24 protein-coding genes are annotated in these 25,817 nt (G+C 62.7%); 19 read left to right on the forward strand and 5 right to left on the reverse strand.

Annotated elements, in window-relative coordinates; genetic code table 11:
• Nucleotides 1-9 precede the first annotated feature (9 nt).
• Nucleotides 10-519, reverse strand: a complete 510-nt coding sequence (locus GC121_RS09530) for a hypothetical protein (protein ID WP_151974059.1) — start codon at nucleotides 517-519, stop codon at nucleotides 10-12.
• Nucleotides 520-623: 104 nt separating this feature from the next.
• On the opposite strand from GC121_RS09530, the gene GC121_RS09535 reads away from it, so the two are divergent.
• From GC121_RS09535 to GC121_RS09560, 6 genes are all read left to right on the forward strand, one after another.
• Nucleotides 624-1,394, forward strand: a complete 771-nt coding sequence (locus GC121_RS09535; RefSeq protein WP_151974060.1) for a TlyA family RNA methyltransferase — start codon at nucleotides 624-626, stop codon at nucleotides 1,392-1,394.
• Between the two features lie 118 nt (nucleotides 1,395-1,512).
• A complete protein-coding gene (locus GC121_RS09540) occupies nucleotides 1,513-2,064 on the forward strand; it encodes a TspO/MBR family protein (RefSeq protein WP_151974061.1) in 552 nt (183 codons plus the stop codon).
• A 29-nt stretch (nucleotides 2,065-2,093) separates the two neighbouring features.
• Nucleotides 2,094-2,339 carry an accessory factor UbiK family protein gene (locus tag GC121_RS09545; RefSeq protein WP_151974062.1) on the forward strand — a complete coding sequence of 82 codons (246 nt, stop codon included), beginning with the start codon at nucleotides 2,094-2,096 and terminating at the stop codon, nucleotides 2,337-2,339.
• A gap of 27 nt (nucleotides 2,340-2,366) precedes the next feature.
• A complete protein-coding gene (locus tag GC121_RS09550) occupies nucleotides 2,367-2,966 on the forward strand; it encodes a DNA repair protein RecO (protein WP_151974063.1) in 600 nt (199 codons plus the stop codon).
• A gap of 1 nt (nucleotide 2,967) precedes the next feature.
• Nucleotides 2,968-4,026 (forward strand): 3-isopropylmalate dehydrogenase, encoded by a 1,059-nt coding sequence (leuB, locus tag GC121_RS09555; RefSeq protein ID WP_151974064.1) that lies wholly within the window; start codon nucleotides 2,968-2,970, stop codon nucleotides 4,024-4,026.
• A 183-nt stretch (nucleotides 4,027-4,209) separates the two neighbouring features.
• The gene (locus GC121_RS09560; protein ID WP_234421329.1) at nucleotides 4,210-5,370 is read left to right on the forward strand and encodes a glycosyltransferase family 2 protein; all 1,161 of its coding nucleotides are present in this window, start codon (nucleotides 4,210-4,212) and stop codon (nucleotides 5,368-5,370) included.
• A gap of 387 nt (nucleotides 5,371-5,757) precedes the next feature.
• Here GC121_RS09560 and GC121_RS09565 read toward each other — a convergent pair whose 3' ends face one another.
• A complete protein-coding gene (locus GC121_RS09565; RefSeq protein WP_151974066.1) occupies nucleotides 5,758-7,032 on the reverse strand; it encodes a glycosyltransferase family 39 protein in 1,275 nt (424 codons plus the stop codon).
• 80 nt (nucleotides 7,033-7,112) lie between these two features.
• Between GC121_RS09565 and GC121_RS09570 the strand changes: the two genes are divergently transcribed.
• The 3 genes from GC121_RS09570 (at nucleotide 7,113) to apaG (ending at nucleotide 10,900) form a co-directional block, all read left to right on the forward strand.
• Nucleotides 7,113-8,321: a PLP-dependent aspartate aminotransferase family protein gene (locus tag GC121_RS09570; protein WP_151974067.1), complete on the forward strand. Its 1,209-nt coding sequence runs from the start codon at nucleotides 7,113-7,115 to the stop codon at nucleotides 8,319-8,321.
• A 74-nt stretch (nucleotides 8,322-8,395) separates the two neighbouring features.
• Nucleotides 8,396-10,387: a S9 family peptidase gene (locus GC121_RS09575; protein ID WP_199857821.1), complete on the forward strand. Its 1,992-nt coding sequence runs from the start codon at nucleotides 8,396-8,398 to the stop codon at nucleotides 10,385-10,387.
• 111 nt (nucleotides 10,388-10,498) lie between these two features.
• Complete coding sequence (apaG, locus tag GC121_RS09580) at nucleotides 10,499-10,900, forward strand: Co2+/Mg2+ efflux protein ApaG (protein WP_151975683.1); 402 nt, start codon at nucleotides 10,499-10,501, stop codon at nucleotides 10,898-10,900.
• Between the two features lie 341 nt (nucleotides 10,901-11,241).
• On the opposite strand, the gene GC121_RS09585 is transcribed toward apaG, so the two are convergent.
• Nucleotides 11,242-13,839, reverse strand: coding sequence for a M14 family metallopeptidase (locus GC121_RS09585; protein ID WP_151974069.1), 2,598 nt, complete (start codon nucleotides 13,837-13,839; stop codon nucleotides 11,242-11,244).
• 73 nt (nucleotides 13,840-13,912) lie between these two features.
• On the opposite strand from GC121_RS09585, the gene GC121_RS09590 reads away from it, so the two are divergent.
• Nucleotides 13,913-14,815, forward strand: coding sequence for a hypothetical protein (locus GC121_RS09590; protein WP_151974070.1), 903 nt, complete (start codon nucleotides 13,913-13,915; stop codon nucleotides 14,813-14,815).
• Nucleotides 14,816-14,942: 127 nt separating this feature from the next.
• Here the strand turns inward: GC121_RS09590 and GC121_RS09595 are convergent, their stop codons facing one another.
• Complete coding sequence (locus GC121_RS09595; protein WP_151974071.1) at nucleotides 14,943-16,223, reverse strand: glycosyltransferase; 1,281 nt, start codon at nucleotides 16,221-16,223, stop codon at nucleotides 14,943-14,945.
• Nucleotides 16,224-16,381: 158 nt separating this feature from the next.
• On the opposite strand from GC121_RS09595, the gene GC121_RS09600 reads away from it, so the two are divergent.
• From GC121_RS09600 to GC121_RS09630, 7 genes are all read left to right on the forward strand, one after another.
• Nucleotides 16,382-17,170: a LysR family transcriptional regulator gene (locus GC121_RS09600; protein ID WP_151974072.1), complete on the forward strand. Its 789-nt coding sequence runs from the start codon at nucleotides 16,382-16,384 to the stop codon at nucleotides 17,168-17,170.
• Between the two features lie 28 nt (nucleotides 17,171-17,198).
• Nucleotides 17,199-18,026 carry a zinc-dependent peptidase gene (locus GC121_RS09605; RefSeq protein ID WP_234421186.1) on the forward strand — a complete coding sequence of 276 codons (828 nt, stop codon included), beginning with the start codon at nucleotides 17,199-17,201 and terminating at the stop codon, nucleotides 18,024-18,026.
• A 183-nt stretch (nucleotides 18,027-18,209) separates the two neighbouring features.
• Nucleotides 18,210-18,833 (forward strand): cytochrome b/b6 domain-containing protein, encoded by a 624-nt coding sequence (locus tag GC121_RS09610; RefSeq protein WP_151974073.1) that lies wholly within the window; start codon nucleotides 18,210-18,212, stop codon nucleotides 18,831-18,833.
• The gene (locus GC121_RS09615; protein ID WP_151974074.1) at nucleotides 18,830-19,354 is read left to right on the forward strand and encodes a LuxR C-terminal-related transcriptional regulator; all 525 of its coding nucleotides are present in this window, start codon (nucleotides 18,830-18,832) and stop codon (nucleotides 19,352-19,354) included. Before GC121_RS09610 ends, GC121_RS09615 begins: the two co-directional genes overlap by 4 nt.
• Nucleotides 19,347-19,868: a GNAT family N-acetyltransferase gene (locus tag GC121_RS09620; protein ID WP_151974075.1), complete on the forward strand. Its 522-nt coding sequence runs from the start codon at nucleotides 19,347-19,349 to the stop codon at nucleotides 19,866-19,868. Before GC121_RS09615 ends, GC121_RS09620 begins: the two co-directional genes overlap by 8 nt.
• An 86-nt stretch (nucleotides 19,869-19,954) precedes the next feature.
• Nucleotides 19,955-21,163 carry a hypothetical protein gene (locus GC121_RS09625; protein ID WP_151974076.1) on the forward strand — a complete coding sequence of 403 codons (1,209 nt, stop codon included), beginning with the start codon at nucleotides 19,955-19,957 and terminating at the stop codon, nucleotides 21,161-21,163.
• An 81-nt stretch (nucleotides 21,164-21,244) separates the two neighbouring features.
• A complete protein-coding gene (locus GC121_RS09630) occupies nucleotides 21,245-22,069 on the forward strand; it encodes a cyclopropane-fatty-acyl-phospholipid synthase family protein (RefSeq protein WP_151974077.1) in 825 nt (274 codons plus the stop codon).
• Here GC121_RS09630 and GC121_RS09635 read toward each other — a convergent pair.
• The gene (locus GC121_RS09635; protein ID WP_151974078.1) at nucleotides 22,066-22,632 is read right to left on the reverse strand and encodes a hypothetical protein; all 567 of its coding nucleotides are present in this window, start codon (nucleotides 22,630-22,632) and stop codon (nucleotides 22,066-22,068) included. The genes GC121_RS09630 and GC121_RS09635 overlap by 4 nt on opposite strands.
• Before the next feature lie 498 nt (nucleotides 22,633-23,130).
• On the opposite strand from GC121_RS09635, the gene GC121_RS09640 reads away from it, so the two are divergent.
• Both GC121_RS09640 and GC121_RS09645 read left to right on the forward strand, forming a co-directional pair.
• Nucleotides 23,131-24,027, forward strand: a complete 897-nt coding sequence (locus tag GC121_RS09640; RefSeq protein ID WP_151974079.1) for a hypothetical protein — start codon at nucleotides 23,131-23,133, stop codon at nucleotides 24,025-24,027.
• A gap of 21 nt (nucleotides 24,028-24,048) precedes the next feature.
• Nucleotides 24,049-25,371: a hypothetical protein gene (locus tag GC121_RS09645; protein ID WP_151974080.1), complete on the forward strand. Its 1,323-nt coding sequence runs from the start codon at nucleotides 24,049-24,051 to the stop codon at nucleotides 25,369-25,371.
• Nucleotides 25,372-25,817 lie beyond the last annotated feature (446 nt).

Here is a 25,817-nt window from a genome sequence, read left to right on the forward strand (position 1 = left end):
GCGATGCTCCTAATGCGTCACAAAGCGGCAAGCGTCGATCACGCGGCGAATGCCTGGATTGGTGGGAAATTGCAGCCGCTGGCCATCAGGCGCGGTAAGCGTGAAGGACTGCCCGTCGGCCCCCAAGGCGTTGATGATGCCGAGACCCTGGTCGACGGCGGCGGACAGGCCCTGTGCGGGCTGCGTCGTCGGGGCGAGATCGATCCGCGCCGCCTCTCCGCCCGCATCGAGCCGCCATGACTGCGGTTCGGTTGCGCCATTGGCGACGAACAGCGTCACCGCAAAGGCGCCGCGCGGGCACTCCAATTGCAGCGACGGCGAGAGGCCTTCCTCGGCATAGAGCGCGCGCGCGCCTTCGCCGTCTTCGCTGATCGCCCACACGCCCGCGACCAGCGCGGTGCCGTCTGGCGCAGCTGTTGGCGTCGGGGCGGTGGTGAGCACGGGAGCGGGCGCTGCCGCCTCTGCCTGCTGCGGCGTGGCGGCGGGTTCGTCTGCGCTCTGGTTGCAGGCCATCAGCATGGCGGTGGCGGCACACAGCGGGAGGCAGCGGAGGGGCACTTGTCGAAGCACGGTCTTCACCTTGAATCTTGTGACGAGGGAGCAACGCCCCTATCGCCACCCGCATGGCCGAGCGCAAGCCTCCTCGCTCACGGATCGATCAATTGCTTGTCCAGCGCGGCGAGGCGGAGAGCCGTACGCGGGCGCAGGCGCTGGTGATGGCGGGGCTCGTGTTTGCGGGCGAGCCGGGCAAGTTGCAGCGGATTGCCAAACCCGGCCACCAGATTCCCGAAAACTGGGTAGTGGAGGTGCGCGGGCGCGATCATCCGTGGGTCGGGCGCGGGGGGATGAAGCTCGATCACGCGATCAAACATTTCGGGCTGGATGCGAAAGGCGCGGTGGCGATGGATATCGGCTCCTCCACCGGCGGCTTCACGCAAGTGCTGCTGCATCACGGCGCGGCGCACGTCTTTGCCGTGGATGTCGGCACCAACCAGCTCGACTGGCGATTGCGGCAGGATGCGCGCATCACCGTGCTCGAACAGACCAATGCCCGCGCGTTGACCCCGCTAATTATCGACCGCCCGTGCGACTGGGTGGTGTGCGATGCGAGCTTTATCGGGCTGGCAAAGGTTCTCGAAGTGCCGCTCGCGCTTGCCGCCCAAGATGCGCGGGTCGTGGCGCTCATCAAACCGCAATTCGAAGTCGCCAAGCACGAAGTGGGCAAAGGCGGGATTGTCCGCGATCCGGCGCTGCACCTGCGCGTGTGCAACGAAGTGACCGCATGGCTGGAGGAAATTGGCTGGCGGATTGCAGGGCTGACGGAGAGCCCGATCACCGGCACCGAGGGCAATGTCGAATTCCTTGTCCATGCGGTGCGAGGCAAGTGCGCATAGCCGCATTTGGGCGCATGGCCAGTCCAGCTTGCGGACAGGCGGTGCCGGGGCGCTTGCCCTTGGCGCTGCGGCTCGCCACAAGGCGCAGCAGACGAATCGAAGAGATTGTGGGAACCGAATGAACCGCTTAGCTTCCCCCGCACAATTGCGCGCCAGCCTGATCCGCTGGGCGCTGTTTCTCGTCCCGCTGGTAGTGCTGCTGGGTTTCGTCGCCGGGCGGCTGGGCGGTGATGCGGACAGTGCGTGGTTCCAGGCGCTGGACAAGCCCGCCATTTTCCCGCCGCCTGCAACCTTCGGCATCGTCTGGGGCATTCTCTACGCGATGATCGGGCTGGCTTTTGCCTTTGTCTGTTCGGCGTGGGGATCGCGGATGCGCGGCCTGGCGATCCTCGCTTTCCTCGCACAGCTCGCCGCCAATCTCGCCTGGTCGCCGATGTTCTTCGGCCAGCAGCAGATCGGCTATGCGTTCTATATCATTCTGGCGGTGGACGTGCTGGCGGTGATCGCCACCGTGCTGTTCTTCAAAGTGCGCAAATGGGCCGGGCTGCTGATGCTGCCCTACCTCGCCTGGATTTTCTTCGCGACCGTGCTCAACTGGCAGTTCTGGGTGCTTAACCCCGACGCCTCGGGGCTGGACAACACGGGCGCGGTGCAGACGTTTGAGTTGTAATTCCGGCGCGGAGGTACCACATTCCCACCATGCAAAGCGAAAACAAGATCATCGCCGATTTCGTCAAAATCGCCAATTCCGCTGCGGGGACGCTGGCGGGGATGGGCCGTGAAGCGCGTGAGCAGGCGCGGGAGCGGATGCGGGAGGCGATGGGCGGTATGGACTTCGTCAGCCGCGAAGAATTTGACGCGGTGAAAGACATGGCGGCTGCCGCGCGGGAGAAGTTGGAAGTCCTCGAAGCCCGCCTAGCTGCTCTCGAAGCCAAGGCGAAGTAAGCCTCCCGATACCCTGAGGGTGCGCCGATGCACATCCGCGCCCCTGCGATCCTCCTTTCCGCCCGCCAGCATGGCGAAACGGCGGTTATCGGGCGCTTTCTGACGGCGGAATACGGGCTGGTTGCGGGTTATGTCGCGGGCGGACGGGGGCGGAACCTGCGCCCGGTGGTGATTCCCGGCAATGCGGTGGAAGTGCAGCTTTCCGCCAAATCCGACAGCCAATTGCCCTTCGCCAAGGTCGAACTCGTCACGTCTCGCGGGCCTTGGCTCGCTGAACCCCTGCCTGCCGCCGCCATTGGCTGGGTGACCGCGCTCACCGCCACCGCACTCCCCGAACGCCAGCCTTATCCGACGCTCTATGAGGCTTTGGGCGGCGTGCTCGACGCGGTCTGCCACGCGCCCTCGGCACGCGGCTGGGCCTCGGCGCTGGTCGGGTATGAGGCGCTGCTGCTGCGCGAGCTCGGCTATGGCGGCGCGGGTGGCCGGCCCGAGGGCGAGCTGGCGCAAGTGATCGAAGCGATGGACACGATTGGCGAGCCGCTGGAGCACTACCTGCTTGCCGACCGGCGCGGAGACGTTATGGCGGCGCGCACGAGGTTAAGAGAGCTGCTGCAACGGATCACCTGACATGAAAATCGCGCTATTTCCCGGAGACGGTATCGGCCCCGAAATCATGGAGCAGGCGCGGCGCGTGCTGGCGAAGCTCGATCTGCCGGGGCTGGTGGTGTTCGAAGGCGATGTCGGCGGCATTGCCTATAAGCGGCACGGCCACCCGCTGCCGCAGGAAACGCTCGATATGGCGAAGGCCGCTGACGGTGTTCTGTTCGGCGCGGTGGGCGATCCGGCTTGCGACAATCTGGAGCGGCATTTGCGTCCCGAACAGGCGATCCTCGGCCTGCGCAGCCATCTCGGCCTGTTCGCCAATCTTCGCCCTGCGACGATGTTTGCCGGGCTGGAGGATATGTCCGCGCTCAAGCCCGAAGTAGCCCGCGAAATTGACGTGCTGATCGTGCGCGAGCTGAATGGCGACGTATATTTCGGCGAGAAGGGAATGCGCACGACGAAAAGCGGCGAGCGCGAAGGCTATGACATCATGTCCTACGCCGAAAGCGAAGTGCGCCGCATCGCCCAAACCGCGTTCCGCGCCGCGCGGGGGCGCAAGGGTCGGCTGTGCAGCGTCGACAAGGCCAATGTGCTCGAAACGAGCCAGCTCTGGCGCGATGTGATTGTCGACGTGTCGGCGGACTACCCCGATGTCGCGCTCAGCCATATGTATGTCGACAATGCCGCGATGCAGCTGGTGCGCAATCCCGGCCAGTTTGATGTAATCGTCACCGGCAATTTGTTCGGCGATATCCTCTCTGACCAGGCGAGTATGTGCGTCGGCTCGATCGGCCTGCTCGCCAGCGCGGCTTTGGGCGAGAGGCAGACCGATTATGGCACCTTCGGAATGTACGAACCCATCCACGGCAGCGCCCCCGATATTGCCGGGCAGGGCAAGGCGAATCCGATGGCGATGATCCTCTCGCTGGCGATGCTCCTGCGCCACTCGCTGGGCCGCGAGGCGGATGCGTTGCGGGTCGAAAAGGCCGTGGCGCAGGCGCTGGAGGACGGCGTGCTGGGCGCCGACCTTGGCGGCACCGCAGGCACGGCGGAGATTGGCAATGCGGTGCTTGAGCAGCTTTAACAGCGCCGCAGGCGCTATACATTTTTCACGCTCGCAGAGGCGCGGAGGCGCAGAGGGGTTGCGCAACATCTCTGCGCCTCCGCGCCTCTGCGAGCGCAAATACTTTGATGGCGGCTCCGCCGCATTTTTGTCTCTCGGTAACCCTATGGTTAACAATTCGCTCTAACGCCTGAACGCATGGATATGAGTTTGAACGAACTGCACCGCCACGTTGAAGCTGCCACTGCACTGGCGAAAGCGCGCGACAATGCGCCGCTGGAGCTCGCCATCGTGCTGCCCACGCTCAACGAGAAGGAAAATATCGCCCCGATGGTCGCGCGGCTCGAAGAGGCGCTGGGCCCCTCCGGCTGGGAAGCGGTGTTCGTGGACGACAATTCGCGCGATGGCACCGCCGAGGAAGCGCGCCGTATCGGCCGCACCGACAGCCGCATCCGCGTGATCCAGCGCATCGGCCGCCGCGGCCTTGCCAGCGCCGCTATCGAGGGAATGTGTGCAACCGCCGCGCCTTACGTCGCGGTGATGGATGCCGACCACCAGCATGACCCGAAGCTGCTCGTGCAAATGCTCGAGAGCGTAAAATCGGGCGAATATGATCTCGCCTATGCCAGCCGTTTCGCGGTCGGCGGCAATGCCGACGGGCTGTCTTCCAAAGGGCGCGAAAGCGGCTCCAAAATCGCTAACGCCTTGGCGCGTAAGCTGACCGGCACCGAGCTGACCGACGCGATGAGCGGGTTCTTCCTGCTGCGCACCGAGCAACTGCGTAAACAGGCTGAAAACCTTTCGGGCATAGGGTTCAAGATCATGCTCGACATTCTCGCGACCGCCGAGCCGCGCCTTAGAGTAAAGGAATTCCCGTTGAAATTCGCAGAACGCCTCGCTGGCGAATCCAAGCTCGATCACGGCGTGGTGCTCGATTTCGTGGGCGGTCTGGTCGAACGCTATTTCGGCCGCTGGATCCCGACGCGCTTCGTGCTGTTCGGCATGGTCGGCGGGCTGGGCGTGTTCGTCCATATGGCGGTGCTGGCGGCGATTTACTGGCCGGACAGCGTGGGCTTCGGCCTCGCGCAGGCCATTGCCACGATGGTGGCGATGACGTTCAACTTCTGGCTGAACAACCTGCTGACCTATCGCGATAAAAAGATCGAAGGCGCGGACGGCTTCTTCTGGGGCTGGCTGAAATTCTGCGGCGCGTGCTCGGTTGGCGCGTTTGCCAATGTCGCGGTTGCGATGGTGCTTGAAGACCAGGGCGTACTCTGGTGGGTGGCGGCGCTGGTCGGCGTGGTGATCGCGAGCGTGTGGAACTATGCGCTGTCGAGCAAGTTTGTGTGGGGGCGGTTTAGGTAGTCTGACGCACCACGGGCCAATCCCCCAAACCCGCTCGTCCTGAGCTTGTCGAAGGACGAAATCGCTCCCGCTGCAAATTCGTGCTTCGGCAGGCTTAGCACGAACGGGATCAGGAAGATTGCTGATTTCGTTCGAACTTCCAGCTTCGATCCAAGGCCGGCTTACCATCAATCATTATTGTTCGGTCGTCCATCTCTCCATTTGGCCACACTGTAAGATCACCATTAGGATCATAGTCGGTCTCGAGAGCGGGTAGTCCGGCCTTCGGTGTCCAAACAAAAGAGAGCACCTCGCCGGGTTTTAACTCGAAGCAATGAGGCCATGGTTCGATTGCGACGTAAGCTAGCCTTTCACCACGGTTTGCGATCCTGTGCTCGATAGGCTCTATCACCGCCACCCCTCCGTCCAGGCCCACCACAGGAACGCCTGCTCATTGCTCAGCTCTGCTGCGGTCAGGATCGGGAACCAGTACACGAAAAACCCCGCCGCGCCGAGGATCAGCGCCCATGGCACCAGCCGCTCGCCTCGCTGCCACAGCCATTCCACCGCCAGCGCCAGCGCCGCGGAAACGAACATTCCCGGCAGGAAATAGTGGAAGTAGAATTGCGACGCCTTGGGCGCGACCAGCCACAGGGCGAGGCTCGCCACATACATCAGCACCAGCGCAATCGCATCGCGGCGGCCGTGTTGCCAGCCCGCCCACACGCACCAGCCCAGTGCCAGCACGCCGAACCACATCGTCACCGGATTGCCGATCAGCATCACCCCGCGCTGCGCCCCGTCGATCGGCTCGTACAGATACCAGACGACCCGCGCATTCGCGACCCATTGCCACCACACGCTCTCGTACGGGTGCGGCTCCAGCACCTGCTTTTGCAGCTCGAGCATGGACTGGTGGAGGTCGATCAGGCCGGTCGGGTTGCCGGAATGCACATCCCAGAACAGGAACGGCCAATAGGTGGCGCCATAGACCGCAAGCGGCAGCACGCCGAGCCAGATGCCTGCCTCCCACAGCGAAATCCCCGCCACCGGCCAGCCGCGCCGCGAGGTGAGGAAGCGCCGCCTGCCCGAAGCCAGCCGCGCGGCGAAGAAGGCGAGGCCGGGTAGCACCGCGAGCGGTATCGCGTTCCACTTGCTCGCCATCGCGCAGCCCAACGCCATGCCGCACACGACCAGCCGCCAGCGCCCCGTCTCGTTCTCGCGCACGGCCCCGGCAAACATCCAGAACGCGACCATCACGAAAGCGACCATGAACACATCCAGCATCGCAATGCGGGAGTGAACGAACAGCAGGAAATTGGTCGCGGCGAAAAAGCCGGTCAGCAGGCTCACCATCCGCGTCTGGCTGGCGAACCACATCGCGCGCATGAAGGCGAACAGCGCCAGCGTGCCGAACACCGCGCTCAGAATGCGCCAGCCCAGCGCTTCGTCCCCGAACAGCACAAGGCCCAGCGCCATGATCTGCTTGGCGAGCGGCGGGTGCTCAACATTGGTCGCCATTTGCAAATCGAGCACGGCGCGCGCGGCAGGCAAATAGTGCACTTCGTCAAAATAGGGCGAGGCGGGCACCGTCAGCCGCACCAGGCACAGCGCGAAGAACGCCAGCGCGATGGCGACGTTGAGGGCAATGGGATCGCGGGGATGATCGGGAATGTCGGTCATGCGAGGATTGCACCGTTAATGCGCTGCTATCGCAAGAGCAATTGGCAAAGCCGCTTTGCGCCCCTAACACTCGCCGCGATATGAAAAAGACCACCGGAACCGATCCCGCCGCTATCGCCCGCTGGCGCCCCGCCACGCAGGCGGTGCGCGCGGGCACCTGGCGCAGCGCGCATGGGGAGACGAGCGAGGCGCTCTATCTCACCAGCGGCTTTACCTATGATTCGGCAGAGGAAGTCGCCGCGCGCTTCGCGGGCGAGGCCGAAGGGATGCAATATTCGCGCTTCAAGAACCCGACGGTCGAGATGGCGCAGCACCGCATCGCTGCGCTTGAAGGGGCAGAGGCGTGCCTGATGCAGGCGAGCGGGATGGCGGCGATGACGAGTTCGCTACTGTGTATGCTGAGCGCGGGCGATCACGTGGTGGCGGGCCGTGCAGCGTTCGGTTCGTGCCGGTGGATTTTGAGCAATGTCCTCAACCGCTTCGGCATTACCCACACGGTGGTGGACGGGACGGACAATGCCGCTTGGGAAGCCGCCGTGCAGCCGGGCACCAAGGCATTCTTCTTCGAAACCCCCGCCAACCCGACGATGGATCTGGTCGATCTGGAATTCGTCTGCGGACTGGCGCGATCGAAGGGCATTACCACGGTGGTCGACAACGCCTTCGCCACCGCCGTGCTGCAAAAGCCGCTGGATTTCGGCGCGGATGTGGTCGCCTATTCCGCCACCAAGCTGATGGACGGGCAGGGCCGGGTGATGGCGGGCGCGGTGTGCGCGAGCCGTGCATGGATCGACGAATATCTCAGCCCTTTCCAGCGCAATACCGGCCCGATTGTCGCCCCGTTCAACGCCTGGGTGGTGATGAAGGGGCTGGAAACGCTGCCGCTGCGCGCGACGGCGCAGAGCCGCAATGCGCTGCAAGTCGCGCAATTCCTTGAAGACAAGGGCCTGCGCGTCCTCCACCCCGACCTGCCGAGCCATCCGCAGCACGCGCTCGCGCAGAAGCAGATGGTGGCCGCCGGGCCTATCTTCGCTTTCTTTGCTCCCAAGGGTCAGGAACAGGCGATGGCGCTGTGCAACGCGCTCGAACTGATCGATATCTCCAACAATATCGGCGATTCCAAAACGCTGATGTGCCACCCGGCCAGCACCACCCATTACAACATGGGCGCCGAAGGCCGCGCGGAGGCGGGGATCGCCGACGGGATGCTGCGCATCAATGTCGGGCTGGAAGACCCGCTTGATCTGATCGAGGATCTGGATCGGGCGCTGGGGAAGGTGGGGATTTAGCCCCAAACCTTCGATCAGGGCTTGCCCAAGCCGCTGATTTGCATATGCTTCCTCTATCGCAAGGAGGGACACTTATGTGGGGGTATCGCAAGCTCTTCATGGTGCTGGCCGGGCTGGCGGCATGCGGGTTGCCGGGTCAATTACACGCTCAGGCGCAGGTCGATATCAGCGCGATGCAGCAGCAGGACGGCATTCCGCCGGAAATTCCCACATCGGCCTTTGCGGGGCGATCAGAGCTGAGCAGCGCCCAGCTGTCGCCTGATGGCAGTCGTTTGGCAATGACAGTCGAGCGCGAGGACCAGCTCTATCTGAGCATCTTCGACGCTACGAACTTGCAAATTGTGGGAGGCCTGCTGCTTGGCGAGCCCGACGATTTCAAGTGGTTCGAATGGGTGACCAACGACCGCATGCTGTTTTCGGTTATGGGCACCGATTCGCGGTATGATGCACGGTTCAGCCGCTTGATCGCATATGATATCGCAGACCACCGGTTCCGCCCGCTCACGCTCCAGCGGATGAGCTTCGATGCCGACGATGTGCTGCATTATGCGGAAGACGGTTCCTACGTGCTCGTCTCGATCGCGGAGGGCTGGGGGCAGGAGCCGGGTGTCTGGCGCTTCAACTTCGATTCCGAAGAGCGAGAAGACGAAATTCGCGGCGAGCGTTACCATACGCGCAGCCAGTCCGTATTCGCTTGGATTACCGATAACACTGGCGTCGTCCGCATCGGCCTTGGCGCGCGGGGCGCAAGGACAGTGGGAATGCGCTACCGTTCCGGTGAGGATGGTCGGTGGGATACGGTCGCGCAGGCGCGGGTCGACGAAGAGGGAGCGCTGGAAACCTGGGACTTCATGGGCCTGCGGGCGGGCAGCGATACCGGTTATTCCATCGCCGTTCCGCCGGGAGGCGAGCGCCGCGTGCTCATGGAATTCAATTTCGCCACCGGGGAGCCGGGCGAAATCATCTATCAGTCCACCACCGAGGATGTGTCCTCGGTCACTTTCGATGCCGCCAATAATCCCATCGCCGTGGCCTATGCCGGCGAGAGATTTCGCCGCGAATGGATCGATCCGGAAATCCGCCGCTGGCGCGATCAGCTAGGGCGCGCACTTCCGGGCGGAGCGGTGACCATTCTCGATATTGCCGAAGATCGTAGCCGCCTGCTCGTGCTGCAATCGGGGCCGGCCGATCCGGGTGCGCTTTATGTGTTTACGCCTGCCGAGCGGAGCCTGCAATTGTTCGCCGAATACCGCCCCGGCGTACCTGCCGCCGCGCTCACTGCGCCGCAGCCGATCCGCTACACTGCGCGCGATGGCACTTCGATCCATGGCTACCTCACGCTGCCACGAGGGCGGGAGCCACGCGGGCTTCCGCTGATCGTACATCCGCATGGCGGGCCTTACGGCATCCGCGACTGGGATAGTTATGACGATCAGGTGCAGCTGCTGGCCAACCGCGGCTATGCCGTGATTCAACCCAATTTCCGCGGGTCGGGCGGCTATGGCGAAAGCTTTGAGTTGCTTGGCCACGGACAGATCGGGCGGGCGATGCAGGACGATCTGGACGACGCCGTGGCGCATCTGGTGGCCGAAGGGATCGTCGATCCCGAGCGTGTGTGCATCATCGGCACGAGCTATGGCGGTTACGCTGCGGCTTGGGGCGTGATCCGCAATCCCGAAATCTATCGCTGCGCGGTCAGCTTTGCCGGCGTGATGCATTTCGAGCGACAATTGGCGCATGATGGCGACTATTTGTTTCCCCGCGAGCGCGGGCGGCACTGGGACAGGGTGGAGGGCGATGCCGCGTCGTTCGATCTCGACGACGTCTCTCCCGCCGTTCAGGTCAGCCGTCTGACCCGTCCATTGCTGCTGGTGCATGGCGAAGAGGACACTCGGGTGCCCTTCAGCCAGTTCGAGCTGATGGTGAGCCGGGCAAACCGGGCCGATATTCCGATAGAAACACTGGTGCTGGAGGAATCGGGGCACGGCTTCTGGAATCCCGAGGACGAGCAGGCCTATTACGATGCTGTGCTGGCCTTCCTTGCGGAACACAACCCCGCCGATTGATTTCGCCAGTGACCAATTCGGCGCGCGTGCAACAGCTTGCCGCAATGCGACCAAAGCCCTCTTGTGAGTGTGCGGATTCGCGCTACTTTGGCCGGTATGGTCACCAACGCGATCCAGTCCCTGTTCCAGCACGTCGCTATCACGCGCGGGGTGACCGTGCGTGTTGCGGTCAGTTTCATGCCCGAGCAATCGCGCGTGGGGGCAGGGCGCTGGTTCTGGGTCTATCACATCCGTATCGAGAACGGGCGGGAGGATGCAGTGCAGTTGAAAACGCGGCACTGGCGGATCACCGATTCGAACGGGATGGTGAACATCGTCGATGGCGAAGGCGTGGTGGGCGAAACCCCGCGGCTGGAGCCGGGGCAGGCGCATGATTATGTGTCGGGATGCGAGCTGACGACCAATGCGGGCGCGATGGAGGGGTTCTATACCTTCATCGATGCTGGCGGAGAGATGTTCGAGGTGGCTATTCCCTATTTTCCGCTCGCTGCGCCTGCTGATTCTTCTGTTTAGCCTCAAGAGCCGGCGGGGCCATCCGGCCCCTTAGGCTTCCGCCCTAACGGGCGGCGCGCGGTCGCGCGCTGTCGTTGCCTGACCGGCAACGAGACCATTCTAGGCCAAATACGCCCCCAATCCGCTCGTCCTGCGCCTGTCGAAGGACGCTGGCGTGGCGCTTGCGTCCTTCGACAGGCACAGGACGAGCGGAGCTCAGCAATCGTGAGCACAAGCGAACGACCGAGCGCACAGCGCGACCCGCAGGTGCCGCGCAGCCGGAACGCAGTCCCGGCGGAGCGAACGGCACCGAGGACGCTCGCCCGGATGGGCGAGCGAAAAACAAAAAATAAGCGTTCGCGCTAGCGAATGCGACTGGGCGCCACCATCACCGCATTCGCCAGCAGCAGATCAAGCCCGTCCAAATATCCGCGCACGGCGGGATCATGAGCGAAACCGATGGCCAGCCCGCGGCCGCTGCTTTGCGCGATCATATAGGGCTTGTAAGCCATCTGCAGGCGGTTTTCCTCCCATACATAGCCCGCTGCGACCAGATTGGCGGCATCGGCATAGCGCACCACATTCACCCCGTCGGACAGGCTGAGTGGGGTCAGGATCAGCGAGCCATCGGCAAACACCGTGGGCGGGGCATTGTCATAACCGGCGGCAAGGAAGCTCTCGCCATCCACCACCGTGTTGAGCAGCGCGCCCGGCAGCGTATCGGGGCGGCGGGTGGGATCGACGATCCGATCGCGATATTCGGCCTCGCTGGCAATCGCGGTGCCTGGCGCGGGGCCGGTCTTTTCGTCCGCGTCGGGAGAGCCGCCCAGCACGGTTTCGCTTTGCGTGGCGAACAGCGCGTCGTCTCCGCTGGCAAAGGCCGCGAGCGAATCGCCATAGGCCACCAGCACGCCGCCGCCCTGCACATAGCGGGTGAGCGCCGCACGCTCGCTGCCGCCGACGCCGTAGCTGTCGGGCACGATCATCACGTCGAAACCGGAAAGATCGGCACGGGCGAGATTGTCGGCGCGCACCGCCGCGGTGGGCAGGCCCAGCCGCTGTTCGATCACATAGCGCGTCGCGCCCGCCGAGAGCGGGGAGATATTTCCATCCCACACCACGCCAATGGTGGGTGCGGTCAGCAGGACAAAGCTGCCGGAGCCAAGGTTCGGGCCATCATCGACCCAGCCCGAATCGAGCGGGCGGGTTTCCGCCCCGATTTCCTGCGCCAGCTCGACCAGCCGGTCGAGCGAGCCGTCATTCTCCGCCAACGTGAACACCACCGTGCCGCGCGGGAAGGTCTCGCCGCCCACGGCGAAGGCGGTGTCGGACGAGCGGCCCTTCAGCCCCGCGCGCAAGGCTTCGGCCACCAGCCGCACTTGCCCGCTATCGGTCCACGGCACCGCGATGCCGAAGGCTCCGGCGGCGGCGATTTGCCCGCTGATCGGCGAATCGGCGCTGACCGGCGTTCCCGCGCTCGCCGCAGCGCATTCGGTGATATCGAGCCCGCTCATCTGGCCGACCGACCATGCGGTGGTGTCGTAGATTTCGTGCGGCAGATCGCTGGCGCGGCGTGCTTCCTGCGCGGCGATGAAATCGGCGGGAAGCTCCACATCGCGGTCAAGCAGGCTGCGGATCAGCCGCGCGGTGGGTTGGCGCATCGAGATGCTGAGATAGCCTTGCGGATAGGAACGCCCGCAAGCCGTGGCGCTGCCATCGACGCGGCCCACCGCGATGCCCTGATGCACCAGACGGCGACCCAAAGCCTCGGCGTTCCAGCGGCGGTTCGCCAAGTCGATCACGAAATAGCCGGTGCCCACCGCGCCATTGGCGGCGCTGCGGCGGTAGCTGGCGTAATCCTCCAGAAACATATCGGCATTGCGCGCCACCGTCTCGGCGGTGGAGAGCGAGGTGGCGAAATGGTTGCGCACCCCTTCGCCATAGGTGAGGATTTCGCCATTGCTGCGTTCCCACACGAGGCCCCGGGCAGAGGATTGCTCAAAGGTCATGGCAATCGCGCCGTTTAATGTCGGCCACGTGTCGCCATAGCCGGGGTAGAAAGCGTCGAAGACCTCGCGGGTGTAATAGGGCTCCCCCAAGGAATCGAGCATCGCGCCCATATTGCGCCCCAGCAGGCCCTGCCGCTGCCGCTGCGTCGCGGTGATATAGGGGTTGAACGGATCGGCGCTGGGCGGGAAGAAATAGGTCTGGTCGCCGCCCATTTCGTGCACGTCGGCCAGCACCACGGGGTTCCACGCCGCCACCGCCGTCACCTTGCCGCGCGTTTCGGGCTGGGTGAGCGCGAACCAGTCGCGGTTCAGATCGAACAGATAGTGGTTGAAACGCCCGCCCGGCCACGGCTGGTCCGGCCCCGCCGTGGCGCGGTCTGCCGAGGGAGCGATGCCCAATTGCGCGTAATAGGAATTGGTGAAGCGCGCGCGCCCGTCGGGGTTTTGCGAAGGGTCGATGATGACCACGCTGTTGCGCATGATCGTATCGACGCGGTCATCCCCGCGCGCGGCGAGTAGGTGATAGGCCATCACCAGCGCGGCATCCGATCCGCTGATTTCGTCACCATGCACGCTGTAAGCGAGCCATGTCACGGGCACGCTGTCCGGCCCCGGTGCGCCGCCATTGGCGATGCGCTGCATATCGGCCTGGATCGCGTCGATCCGCGCCATGTTCTCGCGGCCGGAAATGACCACGTAGATCAGCGGGCGGCCTTCCCAGCTGCGCGCATATTCGACGATCCGCACCCGGTCGGGCGCGGCCTCTTGCAGCGCCTCCATATAGTCGATCAGCACTTCGGGGCGCGTGATTTGCTCTCCGCTGCGATGGCCGGCAACTTGCTCCAGCGTCGGGATCGCGGGATCGAAGTCTCCGCCAAAGAAACTCTGGGCCGAAGCCGCTGCGGGCAGGGCGAGCAGTGTTGCACAAAAGACAAGAAAAGCGCGGATCATGCAGGACTCCGAGTTGGCAAACGCGGTTTGTGTGGCCATGTGCGGTAACCGTCAAGCCAAAGTCTGCGCGAGAATGTCAGCCGAACCCGTTCCCCCCAAGCACACCCGCCTGCTGACGTTCTTCTCGATCGGTTTGTCGCTGGTGATGGCAGTGGTGGTGGGGATGACCCTGCTGGAGCTCGACTGGCACGAGATTGGCGCGCTGTTGCCGTCTTCGCCGCTGTTCTGGCTGGTGTTCGCTGCGTTCTATATGGGCGCGCCGCTGGGCGACTGGTTCGCTTTCCGGCAGATCTGGCCGGTGGGCAAGGGCGCGCTGGCGGCGACATCGCGCAAGCAGGTCTTCAACGAGATCGTGGTCGGCTATCTGGGCGAGGCCTATTTCTACACCTGGGCCAAGCGGCGCATTCCCGAATATCATGGCACCACGCCGTTTGCCGCGGTGAAGGACGTGGCGATCCTTTCTGCCTTTGCCGGCAATGCGACGATGGTCGCGCTGCTGGTGATGCTCTGGCCGCAAATGGGCGACGACTTGCTGGCGAGCGGGCGCGGGGAGATTTTCTGGAGTCTGGCGGTGGTGATCGGCGTCAGCCTGCTGATCCTGCTCGTGCGCAAACAGGTGTTTTCGATCACTCGGGCCAAGGCGCTGGCGATTTTCGCGATCCATCTGGCGCGCAATATCGCCAAGGTGTTGCTGGCAGGGGTAATGTGGAGCCTGATCGTGCCCGATGTGCCGCTGGTCTGGTGGCTCTATCTCGCGACGCTGCGCCAGCTGGTGACCCGCCTGCCGCTGGTGTCGAGCAAGGATCTGATCTTTGCCGGCCTTGCTGTGCTGCTGCTGCCCGACCAGCCGCTGATCGCCGCGACCATGGCGCTCACCGCCGCGCTGCTGGTGGCGGCGCACGTGGTGGTGGGGATTGTCCTGCTGCGAGGGGATATCCGCGATTTGTTGAAGGCGGGACGCGCGCCTGCCGCGTAATTGAAAAGCCCTCCCCCAAGGGGGAGTCGCAGACGGCGCGCAGCGCCTACGGTTGGGATGGGGGTACGGCGTCAAATCGGCGTGGAACCTCCACCCCTGGCCCCTCCCCACGGGGAGGGGAGTTTATTCAGCCCGGACTAAAAGTGCCCGCACCCTTGCGGTCGCCGAAGGGGCGGGTGATGTGGTGCGTCCAGTAATCGCGCCGCGCCAGCCGCCGCCGTTCGCGCATTTTTTCCTGCGCGGCGGGGTAAATGTCCTGAAACAGCTCGGTAAAGGTCTTTTCCCAGCTATAGCGCCGCTCCACCAGCGCGCGGGCTGCTGCGCCCATCGCCTTGTGATCGCCGTTCCACACATCGTGCACGTTGCGCGCCATCGCCGCATCATCCTCCACCGGGCCGAGCAGGCCGGTGCCGGGCTCCACCCGTTCGGGCATCGCCCCGCTGGCGACGCCCACCACCGGTAGGCCGCTCGCCTGCGCTTCGAGCACCGACATCCCGAAGGTCTCGTCCGCCATGCCCGAGACGTAGATATCCGCCGAGGCCAGCGCGCGTGCCATCAGGTCGCGATCGTCGATATAGCCGGGCATGGTGATCCGCTTGCCCTGCGCCATCTCGCGGATGCGCGCCTCGCCGCGCCCTTCGCCGAGCAGCACCAAAGTCGCGCCCAGATCATCGGGCAGGTGATCCATCATCCGCACCAAAGTTTCGGGGCGCTTTTCGGCATCGAGCCTGCCAGCATAGAGCAGCAGAGGCCCGTCGCCGGTGTGCCCCATCTCCGCACGTGCAGCCTCGTTGCGGTGGCGCGGATGGAAACGCTGGGAATCGATGCCGAGATCGAGCAGTTTTACATCCTTGATCTTGCGGCTTTCCAGCACGCCCTTGCCGCTTTCGCCAATGGCATAGACCTGGTCGAACTCGCGGTACATGACCTCAGCATAGCCAAGGATCAGCCAGCGGGCGAAGCTGGCGACCTTCGGGCCGTAGAGGTCATGCGCCACGCGGTAGACCTGCGCATTGGGGAAATCGGTGCGGTATCCCGCCACCAGCGTCGTTTCGGGAAACGCGCGGCGATAGCGGATCGCGGTCCACGGCAGCAGCCACGGACACAGGCTCTCGATAATGTCGGGGCGCTGTTCTTCCAGCACCTGCCGCACCGCGCCGGTGCGCAGGATGAAGCGGTAATTGGGGCTGCCTTTGACCAGATCGGAACCCACTTCGATGCGCTTGTAGCGTTCTTCCTCGAACACCGCGTCTTTCGGCCCCGGCACAATCTGGATCAGCGTGTGCGGCGTGTGTTCCAGCACGAACTGCTTCTTGCGGCGAAGATAGGTGGTAATGCCTCCGGCGCCGGTGGGCGAGTAGCTTTGCGTAAGGTCGCAAACGACAAGCGGCGCAAGGGGTTCGATCATAGGGAGGCTGCCTGTCCGGAGTAACCTTACCGGAAGATGAAGAAGGTTCGGTGCGGCGGAATATAGGAACGGTCGCGCCCTTGTCCAGTATCACTATGTCGTAAGGCGCAAGCGTGCTTGCCGCCCGCGCCGCCGCGCCCTAAATGCCTCCCCCAGCCATGAAACGCACCCATCTTCCGTTGAACGCCCTGCGCGTGTTTGATGCCGCCGCGCGTCACCTGAGCTTCACCCGCGCGGCAGACGAGCTGGCGGTGACGCCCGCCGCCGTGGGGCAGCAAATCCGCGCGCTGGAAGATGTGCTGGGCGTGGTGCTGTTCCGCCGCACCTCCAAAGGGCTGGAGCTGACCGACGAGGCGAGCGCGGGGCTCGACCCATTGCGCGAAGGCTTCCTGCGGTTCGAGGAAAGCGTGCAGGCGATGCAGGCGGGGCAGGCGAGCAGCCATTACGCGATTGCCGCGCCGCGCGAATTTTACGCCCAATGGCTCGCGCCGAAACTGGCCGCCTTCCGCGCTGCCAATCCGGATATCCGCTTCCAGCTGGCGGATGACGAGCTGGCGGATTTCACCGAGACCAATCTCGATCTGGCGGTGCGGCTGGTTGATGGGCCGGGCGATATGGAAGGCGTGCAGCTGACGCATGGCTGCAAGGTCTGCGTCGCCGCGACCGGCGCTCCCGACAGCTGGATCAGCTGGCCGACCTACGAACCGCCCGAAGGCGCCGCGATAGGCCTCCACGTCGGCAATTCGGGTCAGGCGCTCGCCTCCGCGCTGGCAGGGCTGGGCCGCGCCTATCTGCCGATGCCGCTGGTGGAAGAGGCGCTGGCGGACGGCCGGCTGAAAAAGCTGGAGCAGGAAGTCGATTGCCGCCGCGCCTACTGGCTCCTCGCCCCGCGCCCGCAATGGCGCCAGAAAAAGGTGAAGGCGCTGGTGGAGTTTCTGGCGGGGTGACGGGGTTGATCCCGACGGGCAGCTCGCAATGAGCCTCTGGCCGATCACTCTCTGGCACCTGCTAGCGTTGATCGTACTGGTTGCAGCAGTCCTCATTTATCGCATTTTCGCGCGGCGGCGGAAGCGGGCGCGGTTGCTGGCGACGCCGCTGACCGAGGAGCAACGTGCAGTGCTGGCACGCCTTGTGCCGATGCTTCAACGATTGCCGGAAGACTTGCGACCAAGTCTCGAAGGCAGGATCAACCTGTTCCTCGATCAGGTCACTTTCCACGGCAATGGCGGTCTGGAAATCAAGGAAGAAATGCGGCTTTCTATCGCCGCGCAGGCTTGCTTGCTCGTGGTCAACAGCCCGGTGTGGTTCGAGACACTCCGCACCGTGCTGGTCTATCCTGCGGGATTTCTCACAGGCCGGAGCGACCATGACGGATTTGTCGTGCACGAGCGCGATGTCGGATCACTTGGCGAAAGCTGGAACAGGGGGCCGGTCGTCCTCTCATGGGATCACGCACTGCAAGGCGGGCTCGATCCGGACGACGGGCACAATGTCGTCATTCACGAATTTGCCCACCAGCTCGATGCGCTTACCGGCCACACCAATGGCATTCCGATCCTGCGCAAGGGACAGGGTTATGCTGGGTGGGAGAAGGCGATGCTCGATGCCTATCATGGCCATGTCGAACGGCTGGAGCGTGCGCATCCGACTCTGATCGATCCCTATGGCGCAACCAATCACCAGGAGTTTTTCGCCGAAGCGACGGTGACTTTCTTCGAGAAACCAAGGGCGATGCGCGAGCATGAGCCTGCGCTGTATGCGCAGCTGGCGCAGTTGTACGCGCTTGATCCGGCGGATTGGTAGACGTCCCGGCGCCAATTGTTCTTCTGGCTTTGACAGGATCAGGTCGAGCGGGGAAGGCGATGCAGCCCGCCAAGTAAGGCCGCATAAGCATCTGCTTACTGCCGCCCCATAAGCGCGACTCCAATCGACCCCGCTCGCGATAAGGGCGCATTGTCCGGTGACTGTTCCAACCGGAGAAGCACCATGGAAAACACTGCAAAGCCCGTCCGCAAATGGGATCCCATTGTCAAGCTGACGCATTGGGGAGTCGCGCTGGTGATCGTGAGCAATGCGTTGATCGTGGGCGAGGGATCGATCGCTCATATCTATGCCGGATATTTCCTCGCCGCATTGATTGCGTTGCGCCTGCTGTGGGGCCTAATCGGCTCTGCCAACGCCCGTTTCAGCGCCTTCCCGCCCAATCCCGTCGCCGCGCTGGGCCATGCCCGCGACATTGTCGCCGGACGCAAGGAAGCGCACGCCTCGCACAACCCTCTCGGCGCGTTGATGGCCTATGCGCTGTGGGCGTGCCTGTTGGTAGTTATCGGCAGCGGTATCGCCATGGCTGGCGCGCCGCCTGCCATCACCACCCCTGTCAGCGTCTCGCAGCTCGTGAGCGAAGGCGAGGAAGAGGAGGGTGAGGGCGAACACGACGAATATGGCGAAGGCGGCGAAGAGGGTGAAGGCGAGGAAATCTTCGAAGAAGTGCACGAGATTGCGGTGAACCTTCTCTACATTCTGATTTTCCTGCATATCGGCGGGGTAGCACTGGAAACCGCACGCAGCGGTCGCCGGACTGTCACCGCGATGCTTCCGGGAGGACGATGAGCACACCACTGAAACCACGCCAACGGGCAGCGGGGCGTACCCTGGGCGACCGGCGCGTCACGCTGGTCGCGGGTGTCGTGGTGGTGCAGGCGGTGGCGGCCATTTTCTTCCTCGCGGATGCCGTGGTCGATATTGCCGAGGATGGCTGGGGATGGCACGTGATCAGCGAGGCGGCGATCGCCTTCGCCCTGCTCGCCGGAGTGGTGGCAGGTGCCTATCACACACGGTACATGGTCGAGCGCGCCCGCCGCGATGCCGAGGCGCTAACAATTGCCCGCGGCGCACTGGCGGAGCAATTGCAGGCGCGCTTTGAAGAATGGAAGCTAACGGCGGCAGAATCGGACGTCGCGCTGCTGTCTCTCAAAGGGTTCGAGACTGCGGAGATTTCCCGCTTGCGCAATGTTGCGGAAGGCACGGTGCGGGCGCAATTAACGTCGATTTACGCCAAATCCGGCGTATCCTCGCGCCACGGCCTGCTCAGCCAGTTCTTCGACGATCTGATCGAGCTGGGCGATGCTTGAAAGCCCAACCCTCACCACCCCCCGCTTCACCCTCCGCCCGCCGTTGGAGGCCGATGTCGACACCTTCTGGCCCGCTTTCTCCAGCGACAACCATATGCGCTATTGGTCTTGCGCGGCGTTCACCGACAGGGAGGTGCTGCGGGACTATCTACTCCACACCAAGGCGGGTCGCAGCTGGGTCGCGGTGCCGCACGCAGGCGGAGCCCCGGTGTTCCGGCTGTTTGTCGGCGAGCGCGGGGAGCAGGTGGCTGAGATCGGCTACATCATGGTGCCGGGGCATGAAGGGCAGGGGATTGCCCGCGAGTGCCTCTCCGCGCTTATCACCCACCTGTTCCGCCAAGAGGGATACCAGCGCATCTGGGGCGATGTCGATCCGCGCAACACGCCTTCCAGCCGCCTGCTGCTTAGCCTCGGTTTCACGCGGGAGGCGCATATCCGCCAGGCGATGAAAACGCATATCGGCTGGTGCGACACCTGGCTCTGGGGCCTTCTGGCAGATGAATGGCCGGACTAGGATTGATTCAGATTCGCGGTGCTAGCCAGAGACTGTTACCAGCGGTAACAACAGGGCAATCTCATTTTCAAAGGGGGAGTAACATCATGCGATTCGGATTCAATAAAGCAGCACTGCTGATCGGTGCAGCAGCCATTATGATGCCTGCCGCCGCCGCGGCGCAGGAAGTGCAAACGGTGCAGGGCGAAATCAACAGCGCGCCGCGCACTTTCAATGCCTCGGTGCCCGCCAATTCGGTGATGGTGATCGACGTTCTTTCGACGTCGGATCTCGATCCGGTGGTGGCCGTAACCAACGCCGCAACCGGCGAAATGATCGCCGAGAACGATGACGGCGGCGAAGGCTTCAATTCGCGTGTGCGCATTCCGGGCGGCGAGCGCGGCGTCAATATCGTGATCGAAGTCAACAGCTTCGATGCCGCCTTCGCCATGGAAGGCGAGCAGTTTGGCGGCACTTTCGATCTGGTGATGACCACCAGCGAATTTTCCGCTCCCGGCCCGATCACCTACGGCTCGACCGTGATGGGCACCGTGCCTTCGGGCGAGTCGGTGGAGTATACCTTCGCCGCGCGCGCGGGCGACATGATCGAAGTGGCGATGCTATCCGAAGGCGAGCTCGATCCCTATCTCGAACTGCGCGATCCGAGCGGCGAAGCGATCATGTATGACGATGATGGGGGCGAGGGCCTGAACTCGCTGCTGCGCTATACCTTTGGCGAAGCGGGCACTTACACCGTGGCCGCAATGGGTTTCGCCGCCAGCGCGGGTGAATACACGCTGCGGGTGCGCGAACGGCGCGAGGCGCCCGACCCGCAGCTGCCGCTGCAGGTGATCGGCTTCAACGACACCGCCACGGGCGAACTGGGCGTGCCGTGGGAAGAAAACGCGATGCTGCCCGGCACCATCGACTATATGCTGAGCGAAGATGCCAAGCGCGCGATCCGTCGCGGCAACGGGCACATCACCATCCGCATGAACGCGGTCGAGGGCGCAGAATATGATCCTGCCTTCGGCGGCGGGGCGATCGATCCGTTTATCGAAGTCGGCTTCGAAACCCCGCTCGGCTGGGCGTCGGTCTTGTCCGATGATGACGGTTCGGGCACGCTCGATTCGCTGCTGCCGATTGATCTCAGTGTGCTCGACGATCACCCCGGAATGCTCGATATGCTGCGCATCCGCGTGCAGGGGTTTGGCGGGTCGAGCGGGGCCTACACTCTGACCATCACCGAAGGGCTGGCCGAACGCTTCACCTTTGACGTTGAGGGCGATGCAGCTGCCGAGGCTTTGGACTGGTAACGCGCCACCCGCAACCCATCAAAGCAATGTGAAGGGCGGGGGCAACCTCGCCCTTCCTGTATCGGCAGGAGCCCTGATGCGATGCTGCGCCTGATCGCCAAAGCCGTCGCCGCGCTGGTGGTGAGCGTGGGGCTGTTCCTCGCCGTGGCCTACGCCTTCGATCCCAGCGCCATGCGCCAGCGGCTCGGCCTGACCCCGCCGCTCGACGTGCCCTATGTCGCCACCCGCACCAGCATGGTCGAGGCGATGCTGGAGATGGCCGAAGTGGGCGAGGGCAATTACGTGATCGATCTCGGCACGGGCGACGGGCGCATCCTGATCGCCGCCGCGCAGGATCGCGGCGCGCGCGGGCTGGGCGTCGATCTCGATCCCGCACTGGTGGCCGAAGCGACGCGCACCGCCGCGCGGCTTGGCCTGTCAGACCGCCTGACCTTTGCCGAGCAGGACCTGTTCGACACCCCGCTGGCCGAGGCGGATGTCGTCACCATGTTCCTGCTGCCCGAGGTCAATCTGCGCCTGCGCCCGCGCCTGCTGGCCGAGCTGCGCCCCGGCGCGCGCGTCGTCTCCAACCGCTTCGACATGGGCGACTGGCGGCCCGACGAAACCCGCCGCGTGGCCGGATACGAGGCCTATGCGTGGATCATCCCCGCCAAGGTCGGCGGCGACTGGGTGCTGGCGGAGGGCGGCGCAAGCATCAGCCTGACACTGGTGCAACATTACCAGGACGTGCGCGGCACCGCAACACTGGCGGACGGCAGCAGCGTCCCCGTCACCGGCGTGCTCGAAGGCGAGGCGATGCGGCTGACCGTATTGTTCGAGGACGGCGCGCGCAGCTTTGCCGGTCGGGTGGGCGAGGGCCGCTTCGTGCCGGATGACGCGGGCGAGGGGTGGAGCGCCACCCGCTAACCCTCTCCCTTCCCCAACCCCGCAATCTCCTCCGCCAGCTTTTCCAGCAATCCCGCCTCGTTGCGCTGCGCTTGGGTGACGAGATCGCCCAGCACTTCGCGGCGGATGCGTTCGTAGACGGGGTGGCCGGGGCGCAGCTGCGCGGCGTATTTCTCCGGACGGCGATTGCGCAGGAAGAACATCACGAGGTTCTCGTTATGCTTGCGCTCGCCATCGCTGAACCAGTACTGCCCGCCCGGATCATAGCGCCACACCTCGGTGCCGTCGGTCGCGCGGGCGAGGGCGCCCGCCTCCAGCCGGTCGATCCCCATATCCACCGCCGCATCCCACGCCGCCTTGAACCCCTCCGCGCCGGGCCGGTTGCGCAGCTTGTACAGCGCCTCCATCGAGACCCCGATTTTCATCGCCGCATGGGAGACAATGCCGGTGGCGGCAAGCTCTGCGACAAAGCGGCGCTGCTTGGTGGGGGTGATGGAATTCTTGCGCGGCGCCTTGTGGAGATAGGGCGCAAAGTCGAGCAACGGATGGTTGCGTTCGAGCGGCGGCGCAGGTTGCGCGGCCATATAGGACGTGGCTTGACGGGGAGTGGCGCGAGGCTTGCGGGATTGGCGGGCGGGGAGGTTTTTGTGCGTCATGCGCCGAGGGGGAGCACGGGGGAGGGGGTGTAGGAAAGAGGGTTAGAAGTTCTTTGCAATCTCAAAATGTGGAATTCCTAAGAAACCATTACCTGATCTCATAGAACGAGCTTGATTTCCCAGTATTCTGGTACTAGCTCATAGGGACCAGTTGGCGATAGCCATGACACGTTCCAAAGCGACTTGGCCGATTCGAAATCGGCTTTCATTGAATTAAGATCTTGTTTTTTTTGGGCGGTCTACACGGTTATCGGGCACAAATTTCGCCAACAGTCGGATCATGCGGTGCCCTCTGGATTCGACGCAGACATGGGATGAGGCCCATGCTGGCTAGCTCCTCGTTGGTTCACTGGAACTGACGTGTTCACAGGATAGGGTAGCGGGTTTGCGTTTGTAGGCCCGCTACTACCTTTGAAGGAGCAAGCTATGGCAGAAGACTCAGGTATCAAAGAAAACTTGGCAAAAATCAAGAAGGCTCTCGCTGAATACGAGGGGCAATACAAAACCGGCGCGGTCATTCATCGGATCGTTACCGACGCTGCGCCAGGACTTGATATCCGCCAAGTTGTCGAAATGCCTACGGGCCCTGGAGCTCTAACGAAATTCATCGAAGCACATCTCAGCCCGTACGTGCAGCAAATTGGGCATCAAGGCGGGGATAAACTATACGGAATCGGCGAAGGCGTGGAAGCGCCTCCTGAAGTCGATGACCCAAATATCTGGAAGGCGTTTGTAAGCCCGAGCTCGATCAATCATCTCTTTGTGCGCTTGAGCGATGGCGTTCTGATAACATCCAAAGAACCTCAAATTGATGACAATCACAAGCGGATACAGCGTGCGAGTGATGCAGAGCACAGTCAAATCCGGGCTGAATTTGTAGATTCGCTGCCAGAAGAAGTGCGAGATGATCTGGGTACGAGTATTGAGGATGGAGCCTCGTATGACGACTTTATCACAAGCTTAAGAGCTGCCGGAAGAGCTGGCTCTTGGGGAAGATTCCGGAGAATAGCTTTTCGCCAGCTTCTCCTGCAAAGGCTTGAAAACGTGGGGCTCGATGAGAGTAGATGGGCTGCCGTTGCGCATCAGTTGATGGCTTCTCAGAATGCAATGTTCCAACAAGACGAGAAGGAAATTAGGACCGAAAGGGCGAATGCCGAAAAGGGCAGGAACGAAATCGTCCACCTGGGATCGAAGCCAAACCACGCCCTTAGCGACAAGCGCTTGTTTTTGCAGCAAATACTTGCCAACATGAGCAGTGATCATTTGAGAGCTATTCAGGTTCCGTTTGGCGCGGTCTTGGATGCGCTTGAGGGGCGAAGCTAAAAAGCTGAGATTGGCTGCCTGATGGCTGAGGCGAAAATCTTTGTTGTTACACCCGCAGAATATGCTGCCTCGTTTCGCGACCGCGTGGTCCGAGACGTGATCCCCTGTTACCGCAAGAATGTCGTAATCCTCGAAGACGAAGCATTCGGAATCGACAATGTCACTTTAGCCGCGAAGAAAGTCAGTGACCTAATCGATGATTCCGGTGCTGATCGCGAAGAAAGTCATCTGCTCATACTGAGAACGACCAGAACGTCCCATGAAAAACTCCGAAATCGCTGGGAAGAGGGTGGCAGCGAGCTTGCGAACTTCTATCTTCAGGAAAAGCAAAGGGTTCTGGATAAACTCGACCGCATACTCAAGAAACTCGGCTATCACTGGAGGACGTATGCCGAGACCCAGTTGGGGAAGTTTTTGGGCCAATGTACGCCATTGGACAAGTGGTGCGGACAGTTTTTCGAACTCGATATAGGTTACCTTGGTCGGCGCATAGCAATGCAACTCGAAGTAATTGGTTTTGATGATGGGGCACAGCCGTTTCGGCCTAAGTCACAAGATGCCTATGGGTTAAAGCTACTTCATTGTTACATTGATGATGGCGATCATGGGGGCAGCTGGATAAGTGTAAAGGATCAGCTCTCGCATGATTTACCGGAGGAAGCTGTCCATGGTATCAAGTTTGCTGAAGGACAAGTTATCGTTCCGGACGCCGAATTTGATGAAATCGTGATTTACGAGGACGGGCTGTGGAGCGGTAGTGAAACGATCAAGCGGCTGCGTGCCATCAAGGCAACGGATCTCAAAACTCCGATTCGGCTCAAATTTCTGGTCGCTACTGATTTTGGGTTACTTGTTGTCCGACAAGCAATCCGGGAGTTGGGACTGAGTGGAATTGTTTCCGTAGAAGCTGGTGAGGCACGCCTTGAGCGATTTCTTTCCTTAGCGCTGCCCGATGAAGAACAGTTTGGCAGGGGCATAGAGCCGGAAGAGTTCTTCAAGGGGTTGCACAAACACGTTGTTCAGGGCGTCTTTAGGACTCCGCAAGATTGGAGCGAGGACATTGATGACGCGCGAGCTGTCGCTAAGGATATTGGAAGGCAATTGGTCGCTCATTGGTTTAAAAAAAGTCGGCAAGATGACGACTATCTTGCGGGTGCTGAGAAGTTCTGCCTTGGTGGAGGAGGATTTGCATCGACATTGGCGTTTCAGAGAAGCGTTCCCAAGGTTTGTTTACCGCTACTTTGGTTGGCGGGGCCTGTGGAGGTTAATGGGAGAAAAGTTGAATGGCGTCCGCTTTTTCTGGACGCGAGGCGTGTCGACCCTGCACTACTCCTAGCAACGTAATGTCTAACGAGTAGTACAACTTTCTTGATCTCGCGATCTGGGTCCACACCCTTGACCCCCCACCCAAATCCAACTAAGGGCCCTCGCATCCGAGGCGCGCTTGGCGTGGCTTTGGGCAAATAGAGCTGAACATTGCCGGTTATGTCCCGGGGCTCCTCGCATCTGCGTGGGGCTCTTTTCTATTGGGGTAGAGCGTGAGGCGAGCGGCCCCGGATCAGGTCTGTGATGCAGAGCTGCGCTTCCCGGGGTTCGCATTTCTCGCGAAATGCTCGGGCGGCCGTCAAAGTAACCCGGTGCTCGAACGCATCCGGGTGGAGTGTTTCAGGCTCGTGCAGGTTTTCGCGCTGCGCTGTGTCGCAAGGGTACGCCCTTCGACAGGCGCAGGACTAGCGGTCGAGATGCACGATCCCGATGCAATCCATCCGGTGCCGGTAGCGCCATTCACG

The sequence above is a fragment of the Erythrobacter sp. EC-HK427 genome (assembly GCF_902498745.1).
In the GTDB taxonomy this organism is placed as follows: Bacteria; Pseudomonadota; Alphaproteobacteria; order Sphingomonadales; family Sphingomonadaceae; genus Alteraurantiacibacter.

Bases quoted from the DNA above. Each gene is read 5' to 3' on its own strand.
- GC121_RS09635 (WP_151974078.1), bottom strand. From the start codon at position 22,632: ATGGCCGCGCAACCTGCGCCGCCGCTCGAACGCAACCATCCGTTGCTC.
- GC121_RS09575 (WP_199857821.1), top strand. From the start codon at position 8,396: ATGTGGGGGTATCGCAAGCTCTTCATGGTGCTGGCCGGGCTGGCGGCA.
- GC121_RS09585 (WP_151974069.1), bottom strand. From the start codon at position 13,839: ATGATCCGCGCTTTTCTTGTCTTTTGTGCAACACTGCTCGCCCTGCCC.
- GC121_RS09645 (WP_151974080.1), top strand. From the start codon at position 24,049: ATGGCTGAGGCGAAAATCTTTGTTGTTACACCCGCAGAATATGCTGCC.
- leuB (WP_151974064.1), top strand. From the start codon at position 2,968: ATGAAAATCGCGCTATTTCCCGGAGACGGTATCGGCCCCGAAATCATG.
- GC121_RS09535 (WP_151974060.1), top strand. From the start codon at position 624: ATGGCCGAGCGCAAGCCTCCTCGCTCACGGATCGATCAATTGCTTGTC.
- GC121_RS09605 (WP_234421186.1), top strand. From the start codon at position 17,199: ATGAGCCTCTGGCCGATCACTCTCTGGCACCTGCTAGCGTTGATCGTA.
- GC121_RS09640 (WP_151974079.1), top strand. From the start codon at position 23,131: ATGGCAGAAGACTCAGGTATCAAAGAAAACTTGGCAAAAATCAAGAAG.
- GC121_RS09560 (WP_234421329.1), top strand. From the start codon at position 4,210: ATGAGTTTGAACGAACTGCACCGCCACGTTGAAGCTGCCACTGCACTG.
- GC121_RS09600 (WP_151974072.1), top strand. From the start codon at position 16,382: ATGAAACGCACCCATCTTCCGTTGAACGCCCTGCGCGTGTTTGATGCC.
- GC121_RS09570 (WP_151974067.1), top strand. From the start codon at position 7,113: ATGAAAAAGACCACCGGAACCGATCCCGCCGCTATCGCCCGCTGGCGC.
- GC121_RS09620 (WP_151974075.1), top strand. From the start codon at position 19,347: ATGCTTGAAAGCCCAACCCTCACCACCCCCCGCTTCACCCTCCGCCCG.
- GC121_RS09615 (WP_151974074.1), top strand. From the start codon at position 18,830: ATGAGCACACCACTGAAACCACGCCAACGGGCAGCGGGGCGTACCCTG.
- GC121_RS09530 (WP_151974059.1), bottom strand. From the start codon at position 519: ATGCTGATGGCCTGCAACCAGAGCGCAGACGAACCCGCCGCCACGCCG.
- GC121_RS09610 (WP_151974073.1), top strand. From the start codon at position 18,210: ATGGAAAACACTGCAAAGCCCGTCCGCAAATGGGATCCCATTGTCAAG.
- GC121_RS09565 (WP_151974066.1), bottom strand. From the start codon at position 7,032: ATGACCGACATTCCCGATCATCCCCGCGATCCCATTGCCCTCAACGTC.
- GC121_RS09595 (WP_151974071.1), bottom strand. From the start codon at position 16,223: ATGATCGAACCCCTTGCGCCGCTTGTCGTTTGCGACCTTACGCAAAGC.
- GC121_RS09545 (WP_151974062.1), top strand. From the start codon at position 2,094: ATGCAAAGCGAAAACAAGATCATCGCCGATTTCGTCAAAATCGCCAAT.
- GC121_RS09630 (WP_151974077.1), top strand. From the start codon at position 21,245: ATGCTGCGCCTGATCGCCAAAGCCGTCGCCGCGCTGGTGGTGAGCGTG.
- GC121_RS09540 (WP_151974061.1), top strand. From the start codon at position 1,513: ATGAACCGCTTAGCTTCCCCCGCACAATTGCGCGCCAGCCTGATCCGC.
- GC121_RS09625 (WP_151974076.1), top strand. From the start codon at position 19,955: ATGCGATTCGGATTCAATAAAGCAGCACTGCTGATCGGTGCAGCAGCC.
- GC121_RS09590 (WP_151974070.1), top strand. From the start codon at position 13,913: ATGTCAGCCGAACCCGTTCCCCCCAAGCACACCCGCCTGCTGACGTTC.
- GC121_RS09550 (WP_151974063.1), top strand. From the start codon at position 2,367: ATGCACATCCGCGCCCCTGCGATCCTCCTTTCCGCCCGCCAGCATGGC.